Source organism: Streptomyces sp. CAI-85 (genome assembly GCF_013363615.1).
Lineage (GTDB): Bacteria > Actinomycetota > Actinomycetes > Streptomycetales > Streptomycetaceae > Streptomyces > Streptomyces antibioticus_B.
Genome location: NZ_JAANNX010000002.1, coordinates 440,049 through 464,071, shown reverse-complemented (window position 1 = coordinate 464,071; position 24,023 = coordinate 440,049). Strand labels below are relative to the sequence as shown.

At 71.6% G+C, this 24,023-nt stretch carries 21 protein-coding genes, 1 tRNA gene and 3 pseudogenes; 6 read left to right on the top strand and 19 right to left on the bottom strand.

From position 1 onward, the window contains the following. Position 1 precedes the first annotated feature (1 nt). The 3 genes and pseudogenes from G6W55_RS05120 (at position 2) to G6W55_RS05110 (ending at position 1,947) form a co-directional block, all read left to right on the top strand. Complete coding sequence (locus G6W55_RS05120) at positions 2-472, top strand: ATP-binding protein (RefSeq protein WP_175519539.1); 471 nt, start codon at positions 2-4, stop codon at positions 470-472. Next, positions 469-1,585, top strand: a pseudogene (locus G6W55_RS05115) (hypothetical protein). The gene G6W55_RS05120 and the pseudogene G6W55_RS05115 overlap by 4 nt, the downstream one beginning before the upstream one ends. Beyond that, a complete protein-coding gene (locus G6W55_RS05110; RefSeq protein WP_175519538.1) occupies positions 1,582-1,947 on the top strand; it encodes an ASCH domain-containing protein in 366 nt (121 codons plus the stop codon). Before G6W55_RS05115 ends, G6W55_RS05110 begins: the two are co-directional and overlap by 4 nt. A gap of 28 nt (positions 1,948-1,975) precedes the next feature. Here G6W55_RS05110 and G6W55_RS05105 read toward each other — a convergent pair. From G6W55_RS05105 to G6W55_RS05070, 8 genes and pseudogenes are all read right to left on the bottom strand, one after another. Continuing rightward, positions 1,976-2,614, bottom strand: a pseudogene (locus tag G6W55_RS05105) (EamA family transporter); the annotation flags it as partial. A gap of 17 nt (positions 2,615-2,631) precedes the next feature. Further along, a complete protein-coding gene (locus tag G6W55_RS05100; protein WP_175519537.1) occupies positions 2,632-3,933 on the bottom strand; it encodes an RNA-guided endonuclease TnpB family protein in 1,302 nt (433 codons plus the stop codon). Positions 3,934-4,207: 274 nt separating this feature from the next. Further along, positions 4,208-4,420 (bottom strand): annotated as a pseudogene (locus tag G6W55_RS05095) (EamA family transporter); the annotation flags it as partial. Next, positions 4,417-4,905, bottom strand: a complete 489-nt coding sequence (locus tag G6W55_RS05090; RefSeq protein WP_175519536.1) for a YbaK/EbsC family protein — start codon at positions 4,903-4,905, stop codon at positions 4,417-4,419. The gene G6W55_RS05090 and the pseudogene G6W55_RS05095, both read right to left, overlap by 4 nt. A 10-nt stretch (positions 4,906-4,915) precedes the next feature. Next, positions 4,916-5,731: an MHYT domain-containing protein gene (locus G6W55_RS05085; RefSeq protein WP_175519535.1), complete on the bottom strand. Its 816-nt coding sequence runs from the start codon at positions 5,729-5,731 to the stop codon at positions 4,916-4,918. A gap of 211 nt (positions 5,732-5,942) precedes the next feature. Continuing rightward, complete coding sequence (locus tag G6W55_RS05080; RefSeq protein WP_309243632.1) at positions 5,943-6,515, bottom strand: lamin tail domain-containing protein; 573 nt, start codon at positions 6,513-6,515, stop codon at positions 5,943-5,945. A gap of 312 nt (positions 6,516-6,827) precedes the next feature. Next, positions 6,828-9,041: an MMPL family transporter gene (locus G6W55_RS05075; protein WP_175519533.1), complete on the bottom strand. Its 2,214-nt coding sequence runs from the start codon at positions 9,039-9,041 to the stop codon at positions 6,828-6,830. A gap of 134 nt (positions 9,042-9,175) precedes the next feature. Beyond that, entirely contained in the window at positions 9,176-9,775 is a 600-nt protein-coding gene (locus G6W55_RS05070) for a TetR/AcrR family transcriptional regulator (RefSeq protein ID WP_175519532.1), read from the bottom strand. A gap of 199 nt (positions 9,776-9,974) precedes the next feature. On the opposite strand from G6W55_RS05070, the gene G6W55_RS05065 reads away from it, so the two are divergent. Beyond that, the gene (locus tag G6W55_RS05065; protein WP_175519531.1) at positions 9,975-13,226 is read left to right on the top strand and encodes a S41 family peptidase; all 3,252 of its coding nucleotides are present in this window, start codon (positions 9,975-9,977) and stop codon (positions 13,224-13,226) included. Positions 13,227-13,485: 259 nt separating this feature from the next. Here G6W55_RS05065 and G6W55_RS05060 read toward each other — a convergent pair whose 3' ends face one another. From G6W55_RS05060 to G6W55_RS05045, 4 genes are all read right to left on the bottom strand, one after another. Beyond that, positions 13,486-13,662 (bottom strand): hypothetical protein, encoded by a 177-nt coding sequence (locus G6W55_RS05060; protein WP_167797200.1) that lies wholly within the window; start codon positions 13,660-13,662, stop codon positions 13,486-13,488. A 92-nt stretch (positions 13,663-13,754) separates the two neighbouring features. After that, on the bottom strand, positions 13,755-14,651 hold the full coding sequence (locus G6W55_RS05055; RefSeq protein WP_175519530.1) for an SDR family oxidoreductase: 897 nt from the start codon (positions 14,649-14,651) through the stop codon (positions 13,755-13,757). Next, positions 14,648-15,517 carry an alpha/beta fold hydrolase gene (locus G6W55_RS05050; protein WP_175519529.1) on the bottom strand — a complete coding sequence of 290 codons (870 nt, stop codon included), beginning with the start codon at positions 15,515-15,517 and terminating at the stop codon, positions 14,648-14,650. The genes G6W55_RS05055 and G6W55_RS05050 overlap by 4 nt, the downstream gene beginning before the upstream one ends. Next, a complete protein-coding gene (locus G6W55_RS05045; protein ID WP_175519528.1) occupies positions 15,514-17,037 on the bottom strand; it encodes an NAD(P)/FAD-dependent oxidoreductase in 1,524 nt (507 codons plus the stop codon). Before G6W55_RS05045 ends, G6W55_RS05050 begins: the two co-directional genes overlap by 4 nt. Positions 17,038-17,210: 173 nt before the next feature. On the opposite strand from G6W55_RS05045, the gene G6W55_RS05040 reads away from it, so the two are divergent. Further along, complete coding sequence (locus G6W55_RS05040; protein WP_175519659.1) at positions 17,211-17,861, top strand: MerR family transcriptional regulator; 651 nt, start codon at positions 17,211-17,213, stop codon at positions 17,859-17,861. Here the strand turns inward: G6W55_RS05040 and G6W55_RS05035 are convergent. Continuing rightward, complete coding sequence (locus tag G6W55_RS05035; RefSeq protein ID WP_217686496.1) at positions 17,849-18,706, bottom strand: exodeoxyribonuclease III; 858 nt, start codon at positions 18,704-18,706, stop codon at positions 17,849-17,851. The two genes, G6W55_RS05040 and G6W55_RS05035, sit on opposite strands and share 13 nt — an antisense overlap. Between G6W55_RS05035 and G6W55_RS05030 the strand changes: the two genes are divergently transcribed. Then, positions 18,690-19,181 (top strand): GNAT family N-acetyltransferase, encoded by a 492-nt coding sequence (locus G6W55_RS05030; protein ID WP_175519527.1) that lies wholly within the window; start codon positions 18,690-18,692, stop codon positions 19,179-19,181. The two genes, G6W55_RS05035 and G6W55_RS05030, sit on opposite strands and share 17 nt — an antisense overlap. A 111-nt stretch (positions 19,182-19,292) precedes the next feature. On the opposite strand, the gene G6W55_RS05025 is transcribed toward G6W55_RS05030, so the two are convergent. From G6W55_RS05025 to glp, 6 genes are all read right to left on the bottom strand, one after another. Continuing rightward, positions 19,293-19,366, bottom strand: a tRNA-Ala gene (locus G6W55_RS05025). A gap of 71 nt (positions 19,367-19,437) precedes the next feature. Further along, the gene (gene glpR / locus G6W55_RS05020; RefSeq protein WP_175519526.1) at positions 19,438-20,724 is read right to left on the bottom strand and encodes a gephyrin-like molybdotransferase receptor GlpR; all 1,287 of its coding nucleotides are present in this window, start codon (positions 20,722-20,724) and stop codon (positions 19,438-19,440) included. Positions 20,725-20,907: 183 nt separating this feature from the next. Then, positions 20,908-21,543, bottom strand: coding sequence for a GNAT family N-acetyltransferase (locus tag G6W55_RS05015; protein ID WP_175519525.1), 636 nt, complete (start codon positions 21,541-21,543; stop codon positions 20,908-20,910). A 20-nt stretch (positions 21,544-21,563) separates the two neighbouring features. Next, entirely contained in the window at positions 21,564-22,073 is a 510-nt protein-coding gene (locus tag G6W55_RS05010; protein WP_175519524.1) for a molybdenum cofactor biosynthesis protein B, read from the bottom strand. Further along, entirely contained in the window at positions 22,070-22,549 is a 480-nt protein-coding gene (gene moaC, locus G6W55_RS05005) for a cyclic pyranopterin monophosphate synthase MoaC (RefSeq protein ID WP_175519523.1), read from the bottom strand. The genes G6W55_RS05010 and moaC overlap by 4 nt, the downstream gene beginning before the upstream one ends. A 149-nt stretch (positions 22,550-22,698) precedes the next feature. Continuing rightward, on the bottom strand, positions 22,699-24,018 hold the full coding sequence (gene glp, locus G6W55_RS05000) for a gephyrin-like molybdotransferase Glp (RefSeq protein WP_175519522.1): 1,320 nt from the start codon (positions 24,016-24,018) through the stop codon (positions 22,699-22,701). Positions 24,019-24,023 lie beyond the last annotated feature (5 nt).

Genomic DNA, 24,023 nt, shown 5'->3' with positions numbered 1-24,023 from the left:
CATGCCCAGCAGACTGTCCGAGCCGGACGCCCTCGCACCGGATCAGGCCGCCGACGGTGCCGTCGAGCGAGAGACGATGCTCTTCCACCGACGCCGGATGACCCCGAGTGCCGCCCGCTCCTTCGTCGCCGAGACGCTTGCCCGATGGGGCCGGACCGAACGCCTCGACGACATCCGACTGTGCACTTCCGAACTCGCCACCAACGCTGTCCTGCACGGCGCGCCCGCGGGCGGTCGGATCCTCGTACGCGTCGAGTTGCACGCCGGTGTGCTGCGCGTCGAGGTGCATGACGCGGGCAACGGCACACCCGTCGAGCGAGAGGCGCGGAGCACCGACTCCGGCGGCCGCGGCCTCTTCCTCGTCTCCGCGGTCGCCGACCACTGGGGCGTGGATGAACGCCATGGCCCCGGCAAGTGCGTCTGGGCGGCGTTCCGCCTCGGCCCCGACTCACCCCAGGGGGACATCCCATGACGACCCACCCCACCTCACCGACCACCGTCCTCGCCAACGCCCTCCATCGCGCCGAGGACATCCTGCGTCCACGCATCCGGGCCACCGCACCCCAGCGGATCGTGCTGATCGTCGGCACTCAGATCAACGGCGCCCCGCACATCGGCACCTCACTCGTGCAGTCCCTGGCCTTCGCCATGGCCGGCCGTCTGCGCGACCGATTCGGCATCCCGTCCGAAGTCCTGTTCAGCGCACTCGACAACGCCCCCTACGAGCTGACCACCGACCCGGTCAGCGGGCATCGCTACCAACGCGCCTACGCCCAGGCTCTGGGTGACCAGGCACTGAGCGACCTCGTCGGAGCCCTCTACGAGCCCCTGTTCACCGCGCTGTCCCGGCGGCTGGACGTCCCCCACCAGGTCGAGACCTACAGTCGTCAGCAGGGCGGCGAGTCGTTCCGCCGGACCTGGCTGCGTCTGTTGCCCCGCATCGACGCCGCCCGCTGGTGGCTCGCTCCCTCCACCGGTATCCCGCACCTGCGCATCCCCTGCCCGCACCACGGCTGCGGTTGGGCCGAGAAGCACGCCGAGCGCACGCATGTCCGCCTCACCGACCGCGAGACTGCCCAGGTGGTCGCGGTCTGTCTCCATCACGGCCCCTTTCGGACCGCCGTCACACGGGCCGGAGGCGCCTACCTCGACCTGGCCACGCTGTACCGCAACCTGGTCAAGGAGCTGGCCCTTTCCGACTCCCCCGGCACCCTGCACGTCATGGTCAAGGGTGGGGACTGGGTCTTCGGATGCCATCTGGTCGACGAAGCCCTTCAAGCCGTCGGCCTCACCCGTGGCCGGCTTCCCGCTCGCCTCTTCTGCCCGCAGGTCGTCACCGACACCGGCGCCAAACTGTCCAAGTCGCTGATCCGCGAGGGCCACGCGCCCTTGCCCGAGGGTGCGTCCGACTGGATGCTCGACACCCGGCGATGGCCCGGCACCGTCGGAGAGTACGCGGATCAACTGCTGTCCATGACCGATACCTTGCTGTCCTCGCCCCCCGCATTTCTTCCGTTCGTACTCGGCCACTGAGATCGGCCGCATGATGACCGCACAGGCATCCAGGAGTGTTCCCGCCCCATGACACACACCAGCCCTCGTGTCCGCGAACTCCACCTCTACCGCGAGTACTTCGACCTCGTCACCGCAGGAGCCAAGACCATCGAGGTACGGGTGAAGTACCCGCACCTCGCGGACCTCGCCGTCGGCGACATCCTTCGCTTCCGCATCAAGGGCACCGACGAGACCTGTGACGTGAAAGTCGAGCGGATCACCGAGTGCCCCGACTTCGAAGCCCTGCTCGACGGCGAGGGGCCGGCCTCGGTGAACCCGACCGCCACCGGCGAACAACAACTCGCCAACATCCGCGCCATCTATCCACCGGAGAAGGAGTCCCTCGGCGCCCTCGCCATCCAGATCACTCCGCCGGACCGTCGGACACTCTGACCCGCGCACTCGGTACCCCCGGGCCACGTCACCCGGCGTGCAGCATCAACCCGATCCCCGCCACCAGCAGCACCGCCGCCGCGACGCGCGGAGCGCCGAAGCGTTCCTTGAAGAAGAGGGCGCCGATGGCCGCGCCGACGATGATCGACGACTCGCGCAGGGCCGCGACCGGGGCCAGTTCGGCTCGGGTCTGGGCCCACAGGACGAGGGCGTAGGCGGCGACCGAGAGGGCGGCGCCCAGGAGGCCGAGGGCGGCGAAGGGGCGGAGGAGGGACGGGGTGCGGTCGCGCCAACGAGCCACGGCGTAGGCCGGGATGACGACGCCCTGGATCGCCATCAGCCAGGCGATGTAGCCGAGCGGGGAGTCGGCGGCGCGGACGCCGAGGCCGTCGACGACGGTGTACGCGGCGATCGTCAGGCCGGTCGCCAACGCGGCGCCGATCGCCGCCCAGTTCGGCCGCCGTCCGCGAAGTCCCCACAGGGCGACGCCGGTCAGGCCCGCGCAGGACAGCGCGATGCCGGCGGCGGCCCAGCCGTCGGGGACCTCGTGGGCGAACACGGCGGCCAGGGCGGTGACGACGAGCGGCGCGGAGCCGCGCGCGAGGGGGTACGCCTGGCCGAAGTCGCCCAGCCTGAACGACCGCATCAGCAGGGCGTAGTAGGCGATTTGACATCCTCCCCCTCTTAAAAGAGGGGGATTCCAACCCATGTGGGTTGGGGTTCACGGACGCTCGACCGCTTGATGGGCGGTGTCGTCCCTCCGGCACCGGCTGTGCGCCGGGGGCGTGGGATACCGCCCTGTCCTGCCGCGACGTTGATTGCTGCGTTGCTGTCCGCGTTGCAGGTGAAGCCGCAGGAGGAGCAGACGAACTCGGCTTGGCTCTTGCGCGAGTTCTTGTCGATCCAACCACAGGCACTGCACCGCAGACTCGTGTAGGGGGCGGGAACATCCTCGACCCGGCCGGGCGCCTTGTGCCCGGTACGCTGCCGCAGGAGGCCCCAGCTCTGGGCGAGGATCGCCCGGTTAAGACCGGACTTCTGTGCCACGTTCCTTCCGGGTTGCTCCACGGCTCCCTTCGCGGAGCGGGTCATGCTCTTGATGTTCAGTTTCTCGAACCGCACCAGGTCATAGGAGCGGGCGAGCATGGTGCTGGTCTTCTCGCACCAGTCCTTGCGCCGGTTCGCCTCCCGCGCCTTGAGCCTGGCCACCTTCGCGTACTCGGCCGACTTCCGGGCGCTGTCCTTCCTCGCCCGTGCCGCACGCCGTTGATGCTTGCGGATCCGGGCGCGTTCCTTGAGGGTGAGCTGCGGGCAGTTCAGCTTCCGGCCGTCCGACAGGGCAACGGTGACTGTGACCCCCCGGTCGATGCCGATCACCGTGTCCGTGCCGGGCGCCGGGACCGGCTCAGGGACGACGGCGAAGGCGATGTGCCACTGCCCGCTGCGGAAGATGACCCGGAACGTCTTCGCGGCGGGCAGCCGCGCGCCCTTGCCCCGGACGCTGAGGCGGAAGCGGACCCAGCCGCAGCCCGGCACCTTCACCTGCGCCCACCGCCGGTTCAGCCTCTGCACCACGACCGAGCGGCCCATGACCTGCCTGCCGGTCTTCGCGTTCAGCTTCGCCGACCCGTCCGCGTGATGTTCCGGCACACGGTCGGTGCCGATGACCCGGAAACCCTCGTGCACATGCTTCCTGCGCCAGGTCGGCTCACCGAACCCGGACGTGAAGCGGGCGTTCTTGGCCCGGGCGAAGTCCTTGAGCGCCTGCTGCTGCACATCCGCGTTCCCCGAACCCAGCCACTCGTTCTCGCGCCGGGCCTCGGTGAGCTGACGGCACTGCTCGACGAAACCCGGCGCGGACCTGCGCCACCGGCGCCAGTGCGCATGCTGCTCGACGGCGAGATTCCAGACGTAGCGCGCGTGCGCGCAGTGCGTGAGCATCTGCTCGGCCTGCGCGGGCGACGGATACATCCGGAAACGAGACATGCCGCGAACCTAGCCACCCCGTTCCCCACCCGCGCACGCCTTCGACCAACATCACCCATGAGAGTGACCGGCAACGCCTTCGTCCATCTGGGCAACCCCGACCGCAGGGCCCTCAACCCGCCGACATCACGAACGGTTCGAGGACGGTCCCAGCCCCACCCGCCGTCCCTCCCGAGACGCCGAATCCCCCTGACGGCGATTCGGCTCCCCCTGCCCCGCCACGCGGGAGCGGGCATTCACCCCGGCCCTGAAGGACCGGGCACCCCACCCGACAAGCAAGGTGGATGCCGGCCGAACCGAACAGATACGGCCAGGCTCCGGGTGCCGGGGTGCGGGTGAAGGGCAGGAGGGCGAGGCCGATGAGCATGCCGCCGCCGGAGATCAGCGTGAAGCCGACGAGTTTGTCGGTGATCCGGTGGGCGATGGCGTTCCACCCGGCGTGGGTGAACGCGGCGAGCAGGACGGCCGTGGTGACCAGCGGGGTCACGAGGTGCGCTCGCGCACGTCCACCAGGGTCGCGGCGGCGTGGGCGACCAGGGCCTCGGGGGCCATGGGGAACACGGTGTGCGGGGTGCCGGCCGCCGCCCACACCTCGTCGTGCGCGAGCAGCGACCGGTCGGCGAGCACCCGGGTCCGGGTGATGTGCCCGAAGGGCGGGACGCCGCCGATGGCGTACCCGGTGGTCTCCCGTACGACGTCGGCGGCGGCCCGGGTGACCCGTTCGGCGCCGAGTTCCCTGCGCACCAGCTCCACGTCGACCCGGGAGGCGCCGTCCATCAGGACGAGCACCGGTTCGCCGTCGGCCGCGAAGATCAGCGACTTGCAGATCTGGCTCAGCTCGCAGCCGATCGCGGCGGCGGCCTCGGCGGCGGTGCGGGTCGCGTCGGGGAAGCGGCGGACGCGCGGCTGCACGTCGTCGAGACCCAGGGCGTGCAGGGCTTCGGCGAAACGGGGGTGGGCGGCTGTCGTCATGGACGGCACGTTAGTGGTGCGTGCCGAACCCGGGCGACTGCATTGTGGGGTCGGGGTCGGGCGCGGGGACCGCGGCGGGGCGCTCGTCCTCGCCGAGCATCATGTCGGGGTCGAACATCACGATGACGGCCGCGATCAGCAGCACCGCCAGCGGGCCGGCCAGCATGAGCAGCAGGAACGCCAGCAGGCTCGCGGACGACTGGGAGATGGCGGTCCCGCCGTGGAGGTGGACGGAGACGCCGGCCATGCCGGTGTAGTGCATGCCGGTCACCGCGACGCCCATCACGAGGCTGGCGCCCAGGCTGGACCAGAGCCCGTGGACGGAGACGGCCGCCCACAGCGCGGCGGTCGCGGCGACGACGGCGATCACCACGGACAGGACGACGGCCGGGGTCGAGTAGTGCACGGTGCCGCTGGTCTGGATCGCCGCCATGCCGAGGTAGTGCATGGCCGCCACCCCGAGCCCGGTGACGACGCCCGCCACCCCGAGATTGAGCGGCGCGGCTCCGCGGTAGCCGACCAGGAAGACGCCGACGGCGACCACGGCGATCGCCACGAGGAGGCTGAGCAGGGTGGTCGCGGGGTCGTAGGTGACCAGGGCGCCCTGGACGCTGAAGCCGATCATCGCGATGAAGTGCATGCTCCAGATGCCGCAGCCGAGGGAGACCGCGCCCAGCATCAGCCAGCCGGCGCGGCGGCCGCGCTGGGCCCTGCGGAGCGAGCGGGTGGTGCACCGCAGTCCCAGCGCCGCGCCCAGACACGCCATGACGTAGGCGGCTATCGGGGTCACGGCGCCGTAGTAGAAACCGGAAACTGTGGCGTTCATGGGGAGGTGGATCTCTCTGCCTGGAGCGTGCGTGCATGAAGGAGCCGGGCGATCAGTTTTCGCCAACTGGCCAGTTAGTTACTGATTCAATCACACGAGTGCACATTTTCCTTACATTCGCCCCCGCGACCGGCCGGGAGCGGACACACCCGCACACACGACGGCGCGCCCACCCCCGAAGGGATGGGCGCGCCTTCCGCGGTGTGCGGCGTCAGTGGCGGTCGCGGCCGTCGTGGCCGTGGCGGCGGTCGTTGTCGTTGCCGTGGTGACCGTTGCGGCGGTCGTCGTTGCCGTGGCGGCGGTCGTCGCCCCAGCCGCCGTGGTGGCGGTCGCGGCCCCACGAGGCGGAGTCGACGAAGCGGCCGCGGTCGGTGCGCAGGGTGGCCGTGTCGGAGCGGTTGTCCCACACCTCGCGACGGCGGTCCTGGAAGACGTCCGTACGGGTGTCGCGGCCGACACCGGTGTGGACGCGGACGGTGGCGCGGGGGGCGAGACGGTAGTTGCGGAACGTGTAGGTGTCACCGTCCCGGTCCGAGAGCTTCCACCCGTTCAGGTTCACCGTCTGGCGGGTGGTGTTGGTCAGCTCGACCCACTCCTGGTTGAGGGAGCGGGCGGAGCGGTCGTTCCGGCCCGGCGCGTCGTACTGCACGGCGCTGATCTTCACGACCGGCCGGTTCGGACGCGCGTCGGCGGCGGACGCCGGCAGCGCCGCCGCCCCGGTCACGGCTGCGGCGGCGAGAGCCGCGGCGGCGAGACGGCGGGCGGAAACAGCGGAAACGGACACAAGATCTCCTTGCTTTGTGCGGGTTGCGACCACTTGGTCGCAGAGCTCACACTTGCGCATCCGATCCGCCACAAGTGACTCGATGGCGCCGTCCGTTACATATCCATCACATATCGGTGACAGTCGACTGCAATGTCCATCAATGCCCTGAATAGGCAGAAGTGCCGACGGCGACGGCGTTCCGGGGACCCGCACGGCCGGGCCGTCACCCGAAAGTGGGTCACAAAGCAGGTCACCACAGAAAAGTGCCGGTGAGGGCGCCCCGTCCCCACGGAGCCCTCACCGGCGGTCTTTTTCAGCAGGTCCGGGCCGTCAGGCGCGGACCAGTTCGCGGTCCTCGTCACCGGCGTCGGACCGCGTGCGCAGCCCCTCGCCCTCGACGTCCACGTTGGGCAGGGCGCGGTCCAGCCACTTCGGCAGCCACCAGGCCCGCTTGCCGAGCAGCGCCAGCACCGCCGGCACGATCGCCATGCGCACGATGAACGCGTCGAAGAAGACGGCGATCGCGAGGCCGAAGCCGATCATCTTGATCATGGACTCGCTGGATCCGATGAACCCGGCGAAGACGGCCATCATGATCACCGCCGCGGCCGTGACCACCCGGGCGCCGTGCCGGAAGCCCGTCACCACCGCCTGGCTCGGCTTCTCGCCGTGGACGTACGCCTCCCGCATCCGGGTCACGAGGAACACCTCGTAGTCCATCGCGAGGCCGAAGACCACGCCGACCATGAAGATCGGCATCATCGACATGACCGGCCCGGTCTCCTCGACGCCCATCAGGCCGGAGAGCCAGCCCCACTGGAAGACCGCGACGACCGCACCGAGCGCCGCCATCACGCTGAGCAGGAAGCCCAGGGCCGCCTTCAGCGGGACCAGGATCGAGCGGAAGACCACGATCAGCAGCAGGAAGGCGAGGCCGACCACCAGGATCAGATACGGGATCAGCGCGTCGTTGAGCTTCTGCGACACGTCGATGTTCATCGCCGTCGAGCCGGTGACCAGCACCTCGGCGTCCGTGCTCGCCTTGATGTCGGAGCCCTTGTCGCGGATCGCGTGGACCAGTTCCTCGGTGGAGGCGGAGGACGGCTTGGAGTCCGGGATGACGGTGATGGTCGCCGTGTCGCCGGCCTTGTTGGGGGCCGCCGGGGTCACGGTGACCACGTCCTTCAGGCCCTTGATCTCGTCGCCGACCTCGGTGAAGGCGGCCTTGGCGTCGTCGCTGCCCTTGGCGTCGACGACGATCATCAGCGGGCCGTTGAAGCCGGGGCCGAAGCCCTCCGAGAGCAGGTCGTACGCCTTGCGCTGGGTGGTGGACGTCGGCTGGGCGCCGTCGTCGGGCAGGCCCAGTTCCAGCGAGGCCGCCGGGACGGCCGCGGCACCGAGGCCGAGCACCCCGAGCAGCAGCACGGCGACGGGACGCCGTACGACGAAACTCGCCCAGCGGGTGCCCATGTTGGGCTTCGCGGCCTTCGCGGCGGACTTGGCGCGGCCGCCGCCGAGCAGCTTGCTCTTCTCGCCCGCCGGACGCACCCGGCGGCCCGCGAAACCGAGCAGCGCGGGGATCATGGTGAGCGCGATGAGGACCGCGATGACCACCGTGCCGGCGGCCGCGACGCCCATCTTCGTCAGCATCGGGATGTTGACGACCGACAGACCCACCAGGGCGATGACGACGGTCAGTCCGGCGAAGACGACCGCGGAGCCCGCGGTGCCGACGGCGCGGCCCGCCGCGTCCTCACGGCTGCGGCCCTCGGCGAGTTCGGCGCGGTAGCGGGAGACGATGAACAGGGCGTAGTCGATACCGACCGCGAGGCCGATCATGGACGCCAGGGTGGAGGTGGTGGAGCCCAGGTCCAGGGCGGCGGCCAGCGCCGCGATCGTCGAGACACCGATGCCGACGCCGATGATCGCGGTCAGCAGCGGCAGTCCGGCCGCGAGCAGCGAGCCGAAGGTGATGACCAGGACCACCGCGGCGATCGCGATGCCGATGATCTCGGTGGCGCCGGTCTCCGGGGTCGTCTGGAGCGCGTCACCGCCGATCTCGACGGTCAGTCCCGCGTCCCGTGCCTCGTCGGCGGCCGTCTCCAGCGCGTCGCGCGAGGAGTCCTCCAGCTCCATGCCGGAGACCTTGTAGCTCACGGAGGCGTAGGCGATGGAGCCGTCCTTGCTGACGGCGTTGCCCTCGTAGGGGCCGGCGACGGAGGCGACCTCGGAGCCGTCGGACAGCTCCTTCACGGTCTTCTCGACGGTGGCCTTGTGGGCGGCGTCCGTCATCTTCTCGCCGTCGGGGGCCTTGAAGACGACCCGGGCGGTGGCGCCGTCGGCGCTCATGCCGGGGAAGCGCTGTTCGAGGAGGTCGAAGGCCTTCTGCGCCTCCGTACCCGGAATGGAGAAGGACGAGTTGCCGGCGGCGGGCGCGGAGGCCGCGCCGACGCCCGCGAGGGTCAGCAGGGCGACCCAGATCAGGGCGACGAAGTGCCGTCGCCGGAAGGCGAGCCGGCCGAGTTTGTAGAGGAACGTGGCCACGGAGGCGTACTCCCGGTCAGGTCGTGTGCGGTACAGGGCAGGGGTGATCAGCCCGGCGCGGAGGCAGGGGTGATCGGCCCGACGACGTGAGCGGTGACGTCAGGAAGGGCGGACCGCGGGGACGGTCGGGTGGATCAGGAGGTGGGGGCGCCGAGGGCGGGGAGGACCACGGCGTCGATGTACGAACGCATGAAGGCCTGGGTCGGCGGCTGGTCGTCCAGCAGCGCCCGGGTGGCGAAGCCACCGACCATCATGTGCAGCAGGAACTCCAGGGCCGGACAGTCCGGGCGGACCTCGCCCCGGTCGACGGCGCGCTGGACCACCTGGTGGAACCCGTTCATCTCGGGCTCCACGAGCTGCGCCCGGAACGCCTGGCGTAGATCGGGGTTGTTGTGCATCGCCATGGCGACACCCCGCATCAGCGCGGAGTTCTGCTCGATGGTGCAGTCGTCCTCGAGCATCACCAGGGCGTGCAGGTCACCGCGGAGGGAGCCGGTGTCGATCAGGTCGGAGTGGTCCGGCTTGCTGTGTCTGAGCGCCTTCACGACCAGTTCGGCCTTGCCGCCCCACTGGCGGTAGAGCGTGGCCTTGCTGGATCGGGTGCGGGCGGCGACGGCGTCCATGGTCAGGGCGTCGTAGCCGACCTCGCGCAGCAGGTCGAGCACGGCCGCGTACAGCTCGGCCTCACGCTCGGGCGTGATGCGACTGCGACGCACCGTCGTGGTCTCAGTCATGCCCCTCACCCTTCCTGCTCCGCCGGTCCGGCGTCTCGGTGTTGCGTACTCCATGAAGATACCCCTCGCCTCAACGAAACGAAACCGTTTCGTACGTGTGCTGGCTCACTTCTGTGAAGAGCACATAAGAAGGCGCCCGGGACGGCGCACCGGCGCGGCACGAGTTGCCCGGCCCCAGTCACCGGAAAAGCATGGGGAGGTGAGCTATCTGCGTCTGCCCCACATCAACGGTGACCTGCTCTGCTTCGTGGCCGAGGACGATCTCTGGCTGGCCCCCCTCGACGGCCCCGGCCGCGCCTGGCGGCTCACCGTCGACCGCACCAAGGCCGGACACCCCCGCTTCTCGCCCGACGGCAGCCGGATCGCCTACACGACCTGGCACAGTCTCGTCCCCGAGATCCATCTGACCCCGGTCGACGGCGGCCCAGGGCGGCGGCTGACCTACTGGGGCAGCACCGACACCCAGGTCTGCGGCTGGACGCCCCCCGACGCCGACGGCCACAGCGACATCCTGGCCGTCACCTCCCAGGGCGAGCCCTTCTCCTACTTCACCTGGGCCTACAAGCTCCCCACCGACGGCTCCCCCGGCCGCAAACTGCCCTGGGGCCCGGTCACCGACCTCCAGACCGCGGACCTCGACGGCGAGCACCGCACCCTGCTGCTCACCGGCACACCCCCGCACGAACCCGCCGCCTGGAAGCGTTACCGGGGCGGCGCCATGGGCCGGCTCTGGCTGCACGGACAGCGGCTGCTGCCCGACCTCGACGGCCATCTCGCCTGCCCGCTGCTGGCCGGCGGCCGGGTCGCGTTCCTCTCCGACCACGAGGGCGTCGGCAACCTCTACTCCTGCGCCTACGACGGCACCGACCTGCGCCGGCACACCGACCACGACGCGTTCTACGCCCGGCACGCCTCCACCGACGGCACCCGGATCGTCTACCAGTGCGCCGGCGACCTGTGGATCGTCGACGACCTCACGGCCGGCTCCGAGCCGCGCCGGCTCGACGTGCGGCTGAGCGGACCGCGGGCCGGGCGGCGGCCCTACCAGATCCCGGCCGCCCAGCACGTGGACGGCATCTCCGTCGACGAGACCGGCCGGGCCAGTGCCGTGATCGTCCGCGGCAGTCTGTACTGGCTCACCCACCGCGACGGCCCCGCCCGGACCATCACCGACACCCCCGGCGTCCGGGTCCGGCTGCCCGAGATGCTCGGCTCCGGCGGCCAGGTCGCCTACGTCACGGACGCCGAGGGCGAGGACGCCGTCGAGATCGCCTATCTGCCCCGGGCCACCGGTGACCGCCCGCCCCGCCGGCTGGCCTCCGGCGAACTGGGCCGGGTGCTGGAGATGATCTCCGACCCCGAGGGCGAACGGCTCGCCATCGCCGCGCACGACGGCCGGCTCCTCCTCATCGACGCGACCGAGGACTCCAACGGGGAGGTGACCGAGCTGATCGCCTCGGTCAACGGGCCCGTCCGGGACCTGGCGTTCTCCCCGGACGGGGCCTGGCTGACCTGGTCGCACCCGGGGATCGGGCGCTCGCTGCGGCAGATCAAGATGGCCCGCATCAAGGACCGCCTGATCGTCGACGTGACCAATGGCCGGTTCGAGGACGAGAACCCCGTCTTCACCCGCGACGGCCGCTATCTCGCCTTCCTCTCCTGGCGCGGCTTCGACCCGGTCTACGACGTCCACACCGGCGACCTCTCCTTCCCGCTCGGCTGCCGCCCCTACCTCGTGCCGCTGTCCTCCGCGACCCCCTCCCCCTTCGCGCTCACCCCGGAGGGCCGTCCCGCCGCCGGGGGCCTGGACCCCACCGAGGACGAGAACGGCGCCGACGGCACGGTCACCGTCGAGGTCGAGGGGCTGGAGAGCCGGGTGACGCCGTTCCCCGTCTCCGCGTCCAAGTACTCGGCGCTGTACCCGGTGGCCGGCGGCGGACTGGTGTGGCTGCGCTGGCCGATCTCCGGCGCGCTCGGCGAGACCTTCGCCAACCCTGACGACACCAGCGGCCGTCCGACCCTGGAGTACTTCAACATCAGCAAGGCGAAACGGTCCGAACTCGTCGGCGACCTCGACTGGTTCGCGGTCAGCGGCGACGGCACCCGGCTGGTCGTGGTCGACGAGGGCGAGCTGCGGGCCGTGCCGTCCACCGAGTCCGGGGACCTCGACTCGACCGTCTGGATCGACCTGCGCCGCATCCTCCACGAGGTCGACCCGGGCGCAGAGTGGCGCCAGTCCTACGACGAGGCCGGGCGGCTGACCCGCGCCTACTTCTGGGACCCCGGAATGTGCGGGATCGACTGGGACGCGGTCCTCGACCAGTACCGCCCGCTGGTCGAACGGGTCGCCTCCCCCGACGAGTTCGCCGATCTGCTGCGCGAGGTGCTGGGCGAACTGGGCACCTCCCACGCCTACGTCACCCCCGCCCGCCGCAACGAGGGACCACCCCACTACCAGCGCCGCCAGGGCCTGCTGGGCGCCAACCTCGTGCTGCGGGACGGCGGTTGGACCGTGCGGCGGATCCTGCCCGGCGACTCCTCCGACTCCAAGGCCCGTTCACCGCTGGCCGGCACCGGCATCCGCGAGGGCGCGGTGCTCACCCATGTCGACGGCCGCCCCGTGGACCCCGTGACCGGCCCCTACCCGCTGCTGGCCGGGGCGGGCGGTACGACGGTGGAGCTGACGTTCACCCCCGCCGAGGGCGAGGCGGGCCGCTCCCGCCGGGTGGCGGTCGTCCCGCTGATCGACGAACGCCCCCTGCGCTACCAGGACTGGGTGGCCAAACGGCGCGCGGTGGTACGGGAGTTGAGCGGCGGCAAGTGCGGCTATCTGCACATCCCCGACCTGGGCGGCTCCGGCTGGGCCCAGTTCAACCGCGATCTGCGCATGGAGGTGTCCCGGCCCGCGCTCATCGTGGATGTGCGCGGCAACGCCGGCGGCCACATCAGCGAACTGGTCGTGGAGAAGCTGACCCGCACCATCCTGGGCTGGGACCTCACCCGCAACGCCCAGCCGGTGTCGTACGCCTCCAACGCCCCCCGCGGCCCGGTGGTCGCGCTCGCCGACGAGGCGACCTCCTCCGACGGCGACATGATCACCGCGGCCTTCAAACTGCTGGACCTCGGCCCCGTGGTCGGCCAGCGCACCTGGGGCGGAGTGGTCGGCATGACCGGCCGCCACCAGCTCGGCGACGGTACGGTGATCACCGTACCGATGAACGCGGCCTGGTTCGACGCGTACGGCTGGTCCGTCGAGAACCGCGGCGTCATCCCCGACCTGGAGGTCCTGCGCACCCCGCTCGACTGGGCCGAGGGCCGCCACGCCCAGATGGACGACGCGATCCGCCTGGCCCTGGACCTCCTCACCACGAACCCCCCGGCATCCCCCCCGGACTACAGCACGGCCCCCAACCGCTCCCGCCCGAAACTCCCACCCCGGCAAGGTTCTTGAGACGCGGGAGCTGTGTTCTTCAGGGGCGCGGGGAGCTGGCGCTTTCAGAGACGCCGGGAGCTGTGTGCTTTTCGGGGCGCGTGGAACTGACGTCTTTCAGAGACGCCGGGAGCTGTGTGCCTTTAGGGGCGCGGGGAACTGCGCGACCAGCCCCCACGCACCCGCACCCGACAACGCACCGCACCGCACCGCACCGCACAACGCAAGGCGCCCTCCCCCCGAAGGGGAAGGGCACCCTGCATCACGCGTGCGACGTCGGTCAGACCTCGTCCCGCGTCAGACGATCCTCGTCCTCGCGCCGCATCCGCTCGGACTCCGCGTCCGTCTCATGACGACGACCACGCTGCTGGACCTGCTCCTTGGCCTGCTGGGCCTTCTGCTTGGCCTGCTGCTGCCACTGCTCGGACTGGTCCTTGAACTTGTCCTTCGTACCCATGTGGGTTCACTCCTGTGGGAGATGAGGGGGGTTGAGGCCCCTTGCCGGGGCCTCGACCAGATTCACACGGGCGGACACGGAGCGCATGTCGATCAACTACGCTGCGTAGCGCGGGCCTCCTCGCGGGCCTCCTCGTCCGCCGCCCCGCCCGCCCCGACCAGCCCGGTCCGCATGCCCGCCAGCCGGGGCGCGAACCGCTTCATCTCCCGCTGCCCCACCGTCCCGATGAGCCCCGGCAGATATCCGCGCACCCCCTGCATCCCGCGCAGCCACCACTGCCCGTACACATGCGAGGAGCGCCGCTCGATACCGGCCACGATCCGGTCGACGGCCGGACCCAGCGGATACGTCTTGTTCGACGGCCACGGCAGCCGCTGCCGCAACTCACGCATGACGTCCTCCTGATCGGCCCCGCGCACCATGTCCGTGTCGGTCCAGGACAGATACCCGACGCCGACCCGCACCCCCCGGTGCCCGACCTCGGCGCGCAGACTGTGCGCGTACGCCTCGACGCCCGACTTGGAGGCGCAGTACGCCGTCATCATCGGCGCCGGGGTGATCGCGGCCAGCGAGGCGATCTGGAGCAGATAGCCGCGGCTCTCCATCAGCAGCGGCAGGAAGGCGCGGGCCGTCACCGCCGAGCCGATGAGGTTGACCTCGATCACCCGCCGCCAGGCCAGCGGATCGGAGTCCACGAAGGGCCCGCCGCTCGCCACGCCCGCGTTGGCGACGACGGCGTCCACCTTGCCGAAGCGCTCCTTCACCTCCGCCGCGACCCGGGCCATCGCCTCGTGGTCGGTGACGTCGGCGTACCAGTGGCCGCTCTCCCCGTGCAGCCGCTCGGAGACCTCCTTGAGGAGGTCCGGCTCCAGGCCGACCAGCGCGATCGTCGCGCCGCGCGCGGACAGCTTGCGGGCGAGCAGCTCGCCGACGCCCCGCGCCGCGCCCGTGACGACGACGACCTGTCCCTCCAGGCTCACCCTGCTCATGCGCCCTCCTTCAACTGCGTGTACGTGGTGACGAGGGTCCGTATCCGCCCGCTGACCAGCTCGGGCGCCTCGACCGGGGTCATATGGCCGAGGCCCGGCAGTTCGGTCAGGCCGAGTCCGGCCGGCAGCGCGTCGGCGATCCGCCGGGCGTGCACCGGCGGGGTCATCCGGTCGCCGGAGCCGACGATCACGGCCGTCGGCACCGTCAACTCCCGTACGGCGTCGTCGAGATCGAGCGTGCTCAGCACCTGCGACCAGGCGTGGCGCACCCGGCGCGGGCAGGCGTGCACGATCCGGGCGCACGCCTCCACCATGTGCGGGGCCGAACCGGCGCCCATCGTGGCGTACTTGAGGATCTTCTTGGCGACCGGCGTGACCGGTCCGAGGGGCGCCTTGGACCCGAGGACGTGCCCGGTCAGCCAGGTCCGCAGCCGCCCGGCCCGCAGTGGTACGACGGTGGACTCGTCGACCAGCCGTGAGGCACCGGTGCTGCACAGCAGGACGGCGGCCGCGTGCGCGCGGAAACGGTCCCTGCGGGCCGCCGCGAGCACGGTCATCCCGCCCATCGAGTGACCGGCGATCACCGCCTTCTCGCCGGGCGCGAGGGTCGCGGCGAGCACCGCCTCCAGGTCGTCGGCGAGCACGTCGGTGCTGCACACCGGGCTGGGCTCGGTCCGTCCGTGGCCGCGCTGGTCGTAGGCGATGACCCGGTGGTCGACGGCCAGGTCGCGGATCTGCGCGGCCCAGAAGGCGGTGGAGCAGGTCCAGCCGTGGGCGAGGACGACGGCCGGGGCGCCGTCGGGGCCGTGCACCTCGACGTGCAGCCGGGTGCCGTCGGCGGAGACGGCGGTCAGCTCGCGGCTCACGCGGTCACCTCGTCCTTGTCGTCCTTCTTCGCCTTCTCGCCTTCGGAGTTCGCGGCGGGCGCGCGCAGCACCTCGTACTCCGCGAGATCCACCCGGCGGGTCGCGCGCCGGAACTCCCCTGTCGTACCGGGCCAGATGGTGGTGTTGCGGCCGCTCGCGTCCAGGTACCAGCTCGTGCAGCCGCCGGTGTTCCACACCGTGCGCTTCATCCGGTCCTGCACCCGCCGGTTCCAGGCGTGCACCGCGCTCGGGCGGGCGTCGAGGGCGGCGCGGCCTCCGAGGACGTCCAACTGGCGCAGATAGTCGGCCATGTAGTTGAGCTGGGACTCGATCATCAGGATCATGGAGGAGTTCCCGAGGCCGGTGTTGGGCCCGATGATCGTCATCCAGTTGGGGAACCCGGACGCGGCGGCGCCGCGCAGGGCCTCCATCCCGTCCTTCCAGCTCTCCGCGAGGGTCCGCCCGTCGGCGCCCACGACCCGCTCGGCGATCGGCATGTCGGTGACATGGAAGCCCGTGCCGAAGACGATCACGTCGGCCTCGGTCTCGGTGCCGTCGGCGGCGATCAGCGTGGACCCGCGGACCTCGCTCAGCCCGCTGGCGACGACGTCCACATTGGGCTGGGTGAGCGCCGGATAGTAGGTGCTGGAGAGCAGGATCCGCTTGCAGCCGATGCGGTAGTCCGGGGTGAGCTTGGCGCGCAGGTCCGGGTCCTTGATCGACCGGGCCATGTTCTGCTTGGCGAGCTTCTCGACCAGGCCGAGCTGGTTGGGGTGCTTGGTGAACGCCTGCACCTGGAGTTCACGGATGCCCCAGAGCAGCCCGCGGCGGAGCTGGGTGGTCAGCGGCAGCGCCCGGTGCAGCGCGCGCTCGGCGCCGGAGATGGCCCGGTCGACGCGCGGCATCACCCAGGGCGGGGTGCGCTGGAAGAGGGTGAGCCGGCCGGCCTTCGGCTGGATGGCGGGCACGATCTGGATGGCGGAGGCGCCGGTGCCGATCATGGCGACGCGCTGCCCGGTGAGGTCGTGGTCGTGGTCCCAGCGGGCCGAGTGGAAGACCTTGCCGGGGAAGGAGTCCAGACCCGGCACCTCGGGCACCTTCGGGTCGGACAGCGGGCCGGTCGCGGAGACGACGACGTCGGCGGAGTACCGTCCCGCGCTCGTCTCGATGTCCCAGCGCAGTTCCTGGGCGTCCCAGGTCATCCGCCGCACCTCGGCGCCCAGCCGCAGATGCGGCCGCAGCCCGAAGGTGTCCGTGACGTGCTCCAGATAGGCGCGGATGTGCTCCTGCCCGGAGAAGGTGCGCGGCCAGTCCGGATTGGGCGCGAAGGAGAAGGAGTACAGATGCGAGGGCACGTCACAGGCGCACCCCGGATAGCTGTTGTCCCGCCAGGTGCCGCCGACGCTGTCGGCGCGCTCCAGCACGACGAAGTCGGTGATCCCCTCCCGGCGCAGCCGTACGGCGGCTCCCAGCCCGCCGAACCCGGATCCGATCACCGCCACGCGTACGTGTTCGGCCATCCCGTCACCTCCCGGTGCGACTCTGCCAGTGAACACTGGCGCAGTTGGACTGTAGAGCAGCTCCGTACCGAGCGGTAGGGGCCGGAAGAAAGCAATTCACATCAGCGGCTGCCGCCGCGGGTACCCGCGGTACAACATAGGCTTCGCGCGTGGCAGACAAGCGTGAGTACCGCATGGAGGAACTGGCCGAGCGGGCCGGGATCAGTGTGCGCACCCTGCGCTTCTACCGCGAGCGCAAGCTGATCCGGCCGCCGCGCCGGGAGGGCCGTATCGCCTGGTACGACGACAGCCATCTGGCCCGGCTGCACACCATCGCCGCCCTGCTGGAACGCGGCCACACCCTCAACGGCATCGCCGAACTCGCCGACGCCCTCGACCACGGCCGGGACGTCGCCGACCTGCTCGGCGTCGACGGACCCAGCGAGGAGGAGCCGGTCCGGCTCACCCCCGAGGAACTCGCCGCCCGCTTCGAGGGCCAGGTCACGACGGAGAACCTCGCCGCCGCCCTCGACCTCGGCTATCTGGGCACCGACGGCGACGAGATCGTCCACATCAGCCGGCGTCTGCTGGACGTCTCGGCCGCCCTGGTCCAGGAGGGCATCCCGCTCGCGGACGTCCTCGCCGCGGGGAAACGGGTCCGCGAACACGCCGACGCCCTCGCCGAACTCTTCACCACCCTGGTCCTCCGCCACGCCGGCGAACCCTCCCTCCCCCGCCTGCGCCCCCTGGCCCGCAGCGTGGTCGAGGCGGAACTCTCCCTGGCCCTGGACCGCCGCCTGCGCAAGGCGGAGGACGGGGCGTCTCCGGGGTCTCAGAGGTCGTAGACGACGGTCACCGGCGCGTGGTCCGACCAGCGCTCGGGGTGGGTGGCGGCGCGCTCCACGGTCGCCTTGACGGCCTTGGCCGCGAGCCCGGGCGTCGAGACGTGGTAGTCGATGCGCCAGCCGGAGTCGTTGTCGAAGGCCCGCCCCCGGTACGACCACCAGGTGTACGGTCCGGCCACGTCCGGGTGGAGAGCACGGACGACATCGACGTAGCCGCCGTCCTGCGGGGTGAGGACTTGGGTGAGCCAGTCGCGCTCGACGGGCAGGAAGCCGGAGTTCTTGGTGTTGGAGCGCCAGTTCTTGAGGTCGGCCTGCTGGTGGGCGATGTTCCAGTCACCGCAGACCAGGACCTCGCGGCCGTCGGCGGCGGCGCGCTCGCGCAGGTCCTTGAGGTAGGCGAGGAACTCGGTCATGAACCGGTCCTTCTCGTCCTGCCGGGGGGTGCCGACCTCGCCGGACGGAAGATAGAGGGAGGCGATCGTCACACCGGGCAGATCGGCCTCGACGTACCGGCCACTGGCGTCGAACTCGGTGGAGCCGAACCCGATCCGGACGGCGTCCGGCTCACGGCGGCTGTAGAGGGAGACACCGGCCCGGCCCTTGGCGGCGGCGGGGGCGTGGGTGACGAACCAGCCCTCGGGTGCCCTTACCCCGTCGGGCAGTTGCTTCGCCTCGGCGCGCACCTCCTGGAGGCACAGCACATCGGCGGAGGTCCCGGCGAGCCACTCCACGAAGCCCTTCTTCGCGGCGGCGCGCAACCCATTCACGTTCACGGAGGTCACGGTCAGCACCCGGGCACGATACCGGCCGATTGTGTATACATCTACTGTGAACGACACGCACATACGCCGGGTGCCCTTCGACCACCCCGACGCCGTCAAGCTCAACGACGAGGTCCAGGCCGAGTACCACGAGCGCTACGGCGACGGCGGCGACGCCACGGTCCTGAAGCCCGCCGACTTCGAGCCGCCGCGCGGCGTGTACCTCATCGCCTACGACGCCACGGACCGCCCCGTGGCCACCGGCGGCTGGCGCAGCCAGGACGCGAACGGCGAGGGCAACCAGGACGGCGACGCCGAGCTGAAGCGCATGTTCGTGATCCGCGACATGCGCGGCCGGGGCCTCGCCCGCCGGATGCTGCTCGCCCTGGAGGACGACGCCCGCACGGCCGGCCGCACCCGCATGGTCCTGGAAACCGGCACCGAACAGCCGGAGGCGATCGCCCTCTACACCTCCAGCGGCTACGAACCCTGCGTGAAGTTCGGCTACTACCGCACCTACGACTCCAGCCGCTGCTACGCCAAGCCCCTCAACTCCTGACCCGGCCTGCCCGGCCGTCACCGCGCCCACATCGCGGTGACGGCACGCGAGTTGCCGCAGAAAAACACGATAGAGCCCCGTCGGCTTCCGCCGACGGGGCTCTATGCTGCGTGGACCTGAGGGGATTTGAACCCCTGGCCCCCTCGATGCGAACGAGGTGCGCTACCGGACTGCGCCACAGGCCCTTGCAACGAGTGAAACTCTAGCATCCCCGTCGGGGTGCTCGGTAATCCGTTCCTCGGGGTCCCGGTGCAGGTCACTCGTTGGCGGCGCGGGGGCGGTCGCCGTCCTCGTACTGGTCGAACAGGGGTGTGCGGCCCCGTTCGCGGGCGCGCCGGGCGGACGCGGCGCGGCGGGCTCCGCTGTGCTTGGCACCGTCGCCGTCGCCGGCACCATCGCCCTCGTCGGCGGCGTCGGCGCCCTTCCGGTCGGCCTCGCCGTCCGACGGTTCCGCGCCGGGCGTCTCCTGGTCCCGGGTGACCGCGCTGGAGCGGGCCGAGCTCCACGCGTCCGGGGTTCCGAGGTCCACGTCGGACGTGGCGCGCGGGGCGACCGGGGCGGTGACGTACGTCGGCAGGGGCACCGGTACCGGGTCCCAACTGTCGCCGTGGCCGGGGCGGCGCTGGCGTTCGCGCTGCTGGTCGACCCACTCCGCGTGGTCGGTCTGCTCGACGAGCGCGCGGCGGTCGGCGGCCAGGGCCAGCAGGCCGGGGTCGGTCTCCGGTTCGGGGACCTCGTGCGGCTCCTCTGGGCCGGCCTCCGGACCGTTGTCGGCCGCGCCGGACGGCGGGGACGACGGGGTGCGGCGGCGCGGCTGGCGCTCCCGCAGCCGCTGCGCGGCGACCTCGGCCTGCCTGCGGTCCATCTGGTAGGCGAAGCGGCGGCGTTCCTGGGTGCGCAGATACGCGATGTACGTGCTGAGCAGCAGGGCCGGCACGGCCGGCGCCCAGAGGAAGGCGAGCCCCCCGACCGCCGCGACGACCGCGCCGAGCGTGAAGGCGAGGAACAGCAGCACGGTGGTGCGTCTGCGGCGCGCGAGCACCTTCGAGCGCTGGGCGCGCGCGGCGGCCGCCTCCGCGGAGGGCGAGGGCGTACGCCGGGCGGCCGGGATCCGCGGGGGTGCCGGGGCGGGGGCGCTGTCCGCGGGGGCGGGGGCGGGCGAAGGGGCCGGTGCCGGTTCGCGGGGTGCCTGCGGCTCCCCGCGGTCCTGGCCGCCCTCGCCCTCCGGGGCGCTCCGTTCCTGGACCGTCGCCTTGGGCTGGGGCCTGGTCGGGGGCATGGCGAAGGCCCGGACGTCCACCGAGCCGGTGGGGGCGTCCGGAGCGTCGGCGTCGGGCTCCCCCTCCTCGGTGGAGCGCGCCCGCAGGTCCTTGGCGTACCGGCGCTCCATGCCCGCCCGTCCGGACAGCAGCCGGATGGCGGTGCTGAAGCGTTCCGTCGGACGGGCCTCGTTCAGCTCGTCCTGCCTACGGAGCCACATCGGCACCAAGTAGGCGGCCCAGGCCCCGACGATGACTGCGTAGAAGAGGCCGCTGCTGCTCACGTCTCACACGGTAGAGGGGTTTGCGTGAGGCCATCCGCCAATTGAGCCGGTGTGTCGCACGATCTGGCTGATATTTCGAGCTTTTTTTGTGATCGATGCGATCAGCGGGCCACCGAGGGAGCGAATTCATTGCCCCGAGTCGGTCATGACTCGATCAGCGCTCCACCATTTTCGAACACTTATTCAATTTCCGGGGCCGGCCGGATTCCCGTGCTCGGAGCGGTGCTCCTGCCTGGGGCGGGTGCGCCGCCAGCGGTTCATCAAGCCCTCCGGCACTTCCTCCGAGGTGAGCGCGAACACCAGATGGTCGCGCCAGGCGCCGTCGATGTGGAGATAGCGCGGCCGCAGCCCTTCCTCCCGGAATCCGAGTTTCTCCACGACCCGCCGGCTGGGGCCGTTCTCGGGGCGAATGCAGACCTCGATGCGGTGCAGTCCGACCGAGCGGAAGCAGTGGTCCACGACGAGTGCGACGGCCGTCGGCATCACCCCGCGGCCGGCCACCGACTGGTCCACCCAGTAGCCGACGTGCCCGGAGCACATCGATCCCCAGGTGATCCCGGCGACCGTCAACTGCCCGACGAGGCGCCCCTGGTACTCGATGACGAACGGCAGCATCCGGCCCGCGCCAGCCTCGGAGCGCAGGTGCCGGACCATCTGACGGTAGGTCGGCCGGTGTGCGATGGGGCCGCTGGGCGTGGGCGGCGGGATGGTCGCCTCCCAGGGCCGCAGCCAGTCCCGGTTGCGCCGGTTCACCTCACGCCAGGGCCGCTGGTCGCGCAGCTTTATGGGCCGCAGGAGGATGTCGCCCTCCGCGAGCACGACGGGCCAGGACGGGCTGTTCAGCTCGCACCCCCGTGACTGGGTCTGGAGTGGTCGCCGCCCCGGAGCTGGTCGACGGCGTGGATCAGCAGGGGCTCCAGGACGGCCAGACCGTCCTTCACCCCGCCGGTGGACCCGGGCAGGTTGACGATCAGCGTGCGCCGCGCCACCCCGGCCAGACCGCGGGAGAGCGCCGCCGTCGGCACCTTGTCCCGGCCGTACGCCCGGATGGCCTCGGCGATGCCCGGCACCTCGTGGTCGACGACCCGGCGGGTCGCCTCGGGGGTGCGGTCGGTGGGCGAGATCCCGGTGCCGCCGGTGGTGACGATCACGTCGTAGCCGCTCTCCGCGCCCTCGCGCAGCGCGGCCTCCACCGGGTCGCCGTCGGGGACCACGCGCGGGCCGTCGACCGTGAAGCCGAGGCGGGCCAGACCGGCCGCGATCAGGGGGCCGCCCCGGTCCTCGTAGACACCGGCGGCGGCCCGGTTCGAGGCGGTCACCACCAGCGCGCGATACGGCGTCCCGCTCATGTCCGGCTCCAGTCGCCCGACTTCCCGCCCGTCTTCTCCTCCACCCGCACGTCCGTGATCACCGCTTCCTTGTCGACGGCCTTGACCATGTCGATCACGGTGAGCGCGGCGACGGAGACCGCGGTGAGCGCCTCCATCTCGACGCCCGTGCGGTCGGTCGTCCTCACCGTGGCGGTGATCTCCACGGCGTCGTCCGCGACCGACAGGTCCAGCTTCACACCCGACACCGACAGCGGGTGGCAGAGCGGGATGAGGTCCGGGGTGCGTTTGGCGCCCATGATGCCCGCGATGCGCGCGGTGGCCAGCGCGTCGCCCTTGGGGACGCCCTCGCCGCGCAGCAGCTCGACCACCCGGGACGACACCAGGACGCGTCCGCTGGCGCGGGCGGTGCGCGCGGTGACGTCCTTGCCGGAGACGTCGACCATCCGGGCGGCGCCCGCGGCGTCGATGTGCGTCAGTCGGTCCTGCGTACTCATGCGGTGTGGCGCTCCCGGTCCGGGCCCTCCGCCGTGCGGCGCGGGGCCTGCTGTGCGCGACACGCTACCCCCATGTCGGCGCGCCGGGCGGAACGGGATCGTCCTGTGGACGGACCCGCGCGCGTGCCCTCCGCCGACCGGTGGCCGGCTCAGCCGAGGAGGACGACCTCGACCTCCGTGCCGGGGGCGACGGACTCCACGTCCTCGGGGACGACGATCAGCGCGTCGGCGTGGGCGAGGGCCGCGACCAGGTGCGATCCGGCGCCGCCGACCGGGCGGACCGTGCCGTCGGTGTGCGTGGCGCGCAGGAACTGTCTGCGTCCCTTGGGCGAGGTCAGGGCGCGGTCCGCGGTGAGCTTCGCGCGCGTGGTGGGCCGGTGGACGTCCTGGAGGCCCATGAGGGTGCGGATGGCGGGGCGCACGAACAGCTCGAAGGAGACGTACGACGACACCGGGTTGCCGGGCAGGGCCAGCAGGGGGATGTGGTCGGGGCCGATGGAGCCGAACCCCTGGGGCTTGCCGGGCTGCATGGCGAGCTTGCGGAAGTCGATGCCGGCGCCGGGTTCGTCCTCGTCGCCGACATGGGACAGCGCCTCCTTGACGACGTCGTAGGCGCCGACGCTGACCCCGCCGGTGGTGACCAGCAGGTCGGCGCGGACCAACTGGTCCTCGATGGTGGAGCGCAGGGTCTCCGCGTCGTCGGCGACGGCGCCCACCCGGTAGGCGATGGCGCCCGCGTCCCGGGCGGCGGCGGTGAGGGCGAAGCTGTTGGAGTCGTAGATCTGACCGTCGCGCAGTTCCTCGCCGGGCTGGACGAGTTCGCTGCCCGTGGACAGGACGACCACGCGCGGGCGCGGGCGGACCCGGACCGTGCCGCGGCCGATCGCGGCGAGCAGGGCGATCTGGGGCGGTCCGAGGACGGTGCCGGCCTCCAGGGCGCGGTCGCCGGCCTTCACGTCGCTGCCCTTGGCGCGCACGTGCGCGCGTGCCTCGGCGGGCCGGTACACGCGCACGTGCCCGGACGCCTGCTCGGGGGCGAGGCTGCGGGCGCGCATCTCGCCGACCGGGCCCGCGCCCAGTCCGCCGTCGGTCCACTCGACGGGGACGACGGCCTCGGCGCCGGGCGGCAGCGGGGCGCCGGTCATGATCCGTGCGGCCTGTCCGGGCCCCACCCTGAGCAGACCGGACTGGCCCGCCGCGACGTCCCCGACGACCTCCAGGACCGCCGGGAACTCCTCGCTCGCGCCCGCGACGTCCGCGACCCGGACCGCGTACCCGTCCATGGAGCTGTTGTCGAACGGCGGCAGGGAGACCGGCACCGTGACGTCGTCGACCAGGACGCAGCCCTGGGCGTCGGGGAGTTGCAGCTCGATGGGTTCCAGGGGGCGGACGGTGGCGAGGATGTCCTCCAGGTGCTCGTCCACCGACCAGAGGTGGTCCTGGCCGGTCGGGCGGGGCGCGGTGCTCAAGGTGG

Bases quoted from the DNA above. Each gene is read 5' to 3' on its own strand.
- G6W55_RS05120 (WP_175519539.1), top strand. From the start codon at position 2: ATGCCCAGCAGACTGTCCGAGCCGGACGCCCTCGCACCGGATCAGGCC.
- G6W55_RS05085 (WP_175519535.1), bottom strand. From the start codon at position 5,731: ATGAACGCCACAGTTTCCGGTTTCTACTACGGCGCCGTGACCCCGATA.
- G6W55_RS05070 (WP_175519532.1), bottom strand. From the start codon at position 9,775: ATGACTGAGACCACGACGGTGCGTCGCAGTCGCATCACGCCCGAGCGT.
- G6W55_RS05055 (WP_175519530.1), bottom strand. From the start codon at position 14,651: ATGAGCAGGGTGAGCCTGGAGGGACAGGTCGTCGTCGTCACGGGCGCG.
- G6W55_RS05035 (WP_217686496.1), bottom strand. From the start codon at position 18,706: ATGTGCGTGTCGTTCACAGTAGATGTATACACAATCGGCCGGTATCGT.
- G6W55_RS05010 (WP_175519524.1), bottom strand. From the start codon at position 22,073: ATGAGCGGGACGCCGTATCGCGCGCTGGTGGTGACCGCCTCGAACCGG.
- G6W55_RS05045 (WP_175519528.1), bottom strand. From the start codon at position 17,037: ATGGCCGAACACGTACGCGTGGCGGTGATCGGATCCGGGTTCGGCGGG.
- G6W55_RS05110 (WP_175519538.1), top strand. From the start codon at position 1,582: ATGACACACACCAGCCCTCGTGTCCGCGAACTCCACCTCTACCGCGAG.
- G6W55_RS05040 (WP_175519659.1), top strand. From the start codon at position 17,211: ATGGAGGAACTGGCCGAGCGGGCCGGGATCAGTGTGCGCACCCTGCGC.
- G6W55_RS05090 (WP_175519536.1), bottom strand. From the start codon at position 4,905: ATGACGACAGCCGCCCACCCCCGTTTCGCCGAAGCCCTGCACGCCCTG.
- moaC (WP_175519523.1), bottom strand. From the start codon at position 22,549: ATGAGTACGCAGGACCGACTGACGCACATCGACGCCGCGGGCGCCGCC.
- G6W55_RS05060 (WP_167797200.1), bottom strand. From the start codon at position 13,662: ATGGGTACGAAGGACAAGTTCAAGGACCAGTCCGAGCAGTGGCAGCAG.
- G6W55_RS05100 (WP_175519537.1), bottom strand. From the start codon at position 3,933: ATGTCTCGTTTCCGGATGTATCCGTCGCCCGCGCAGGCCGAGCAGATG.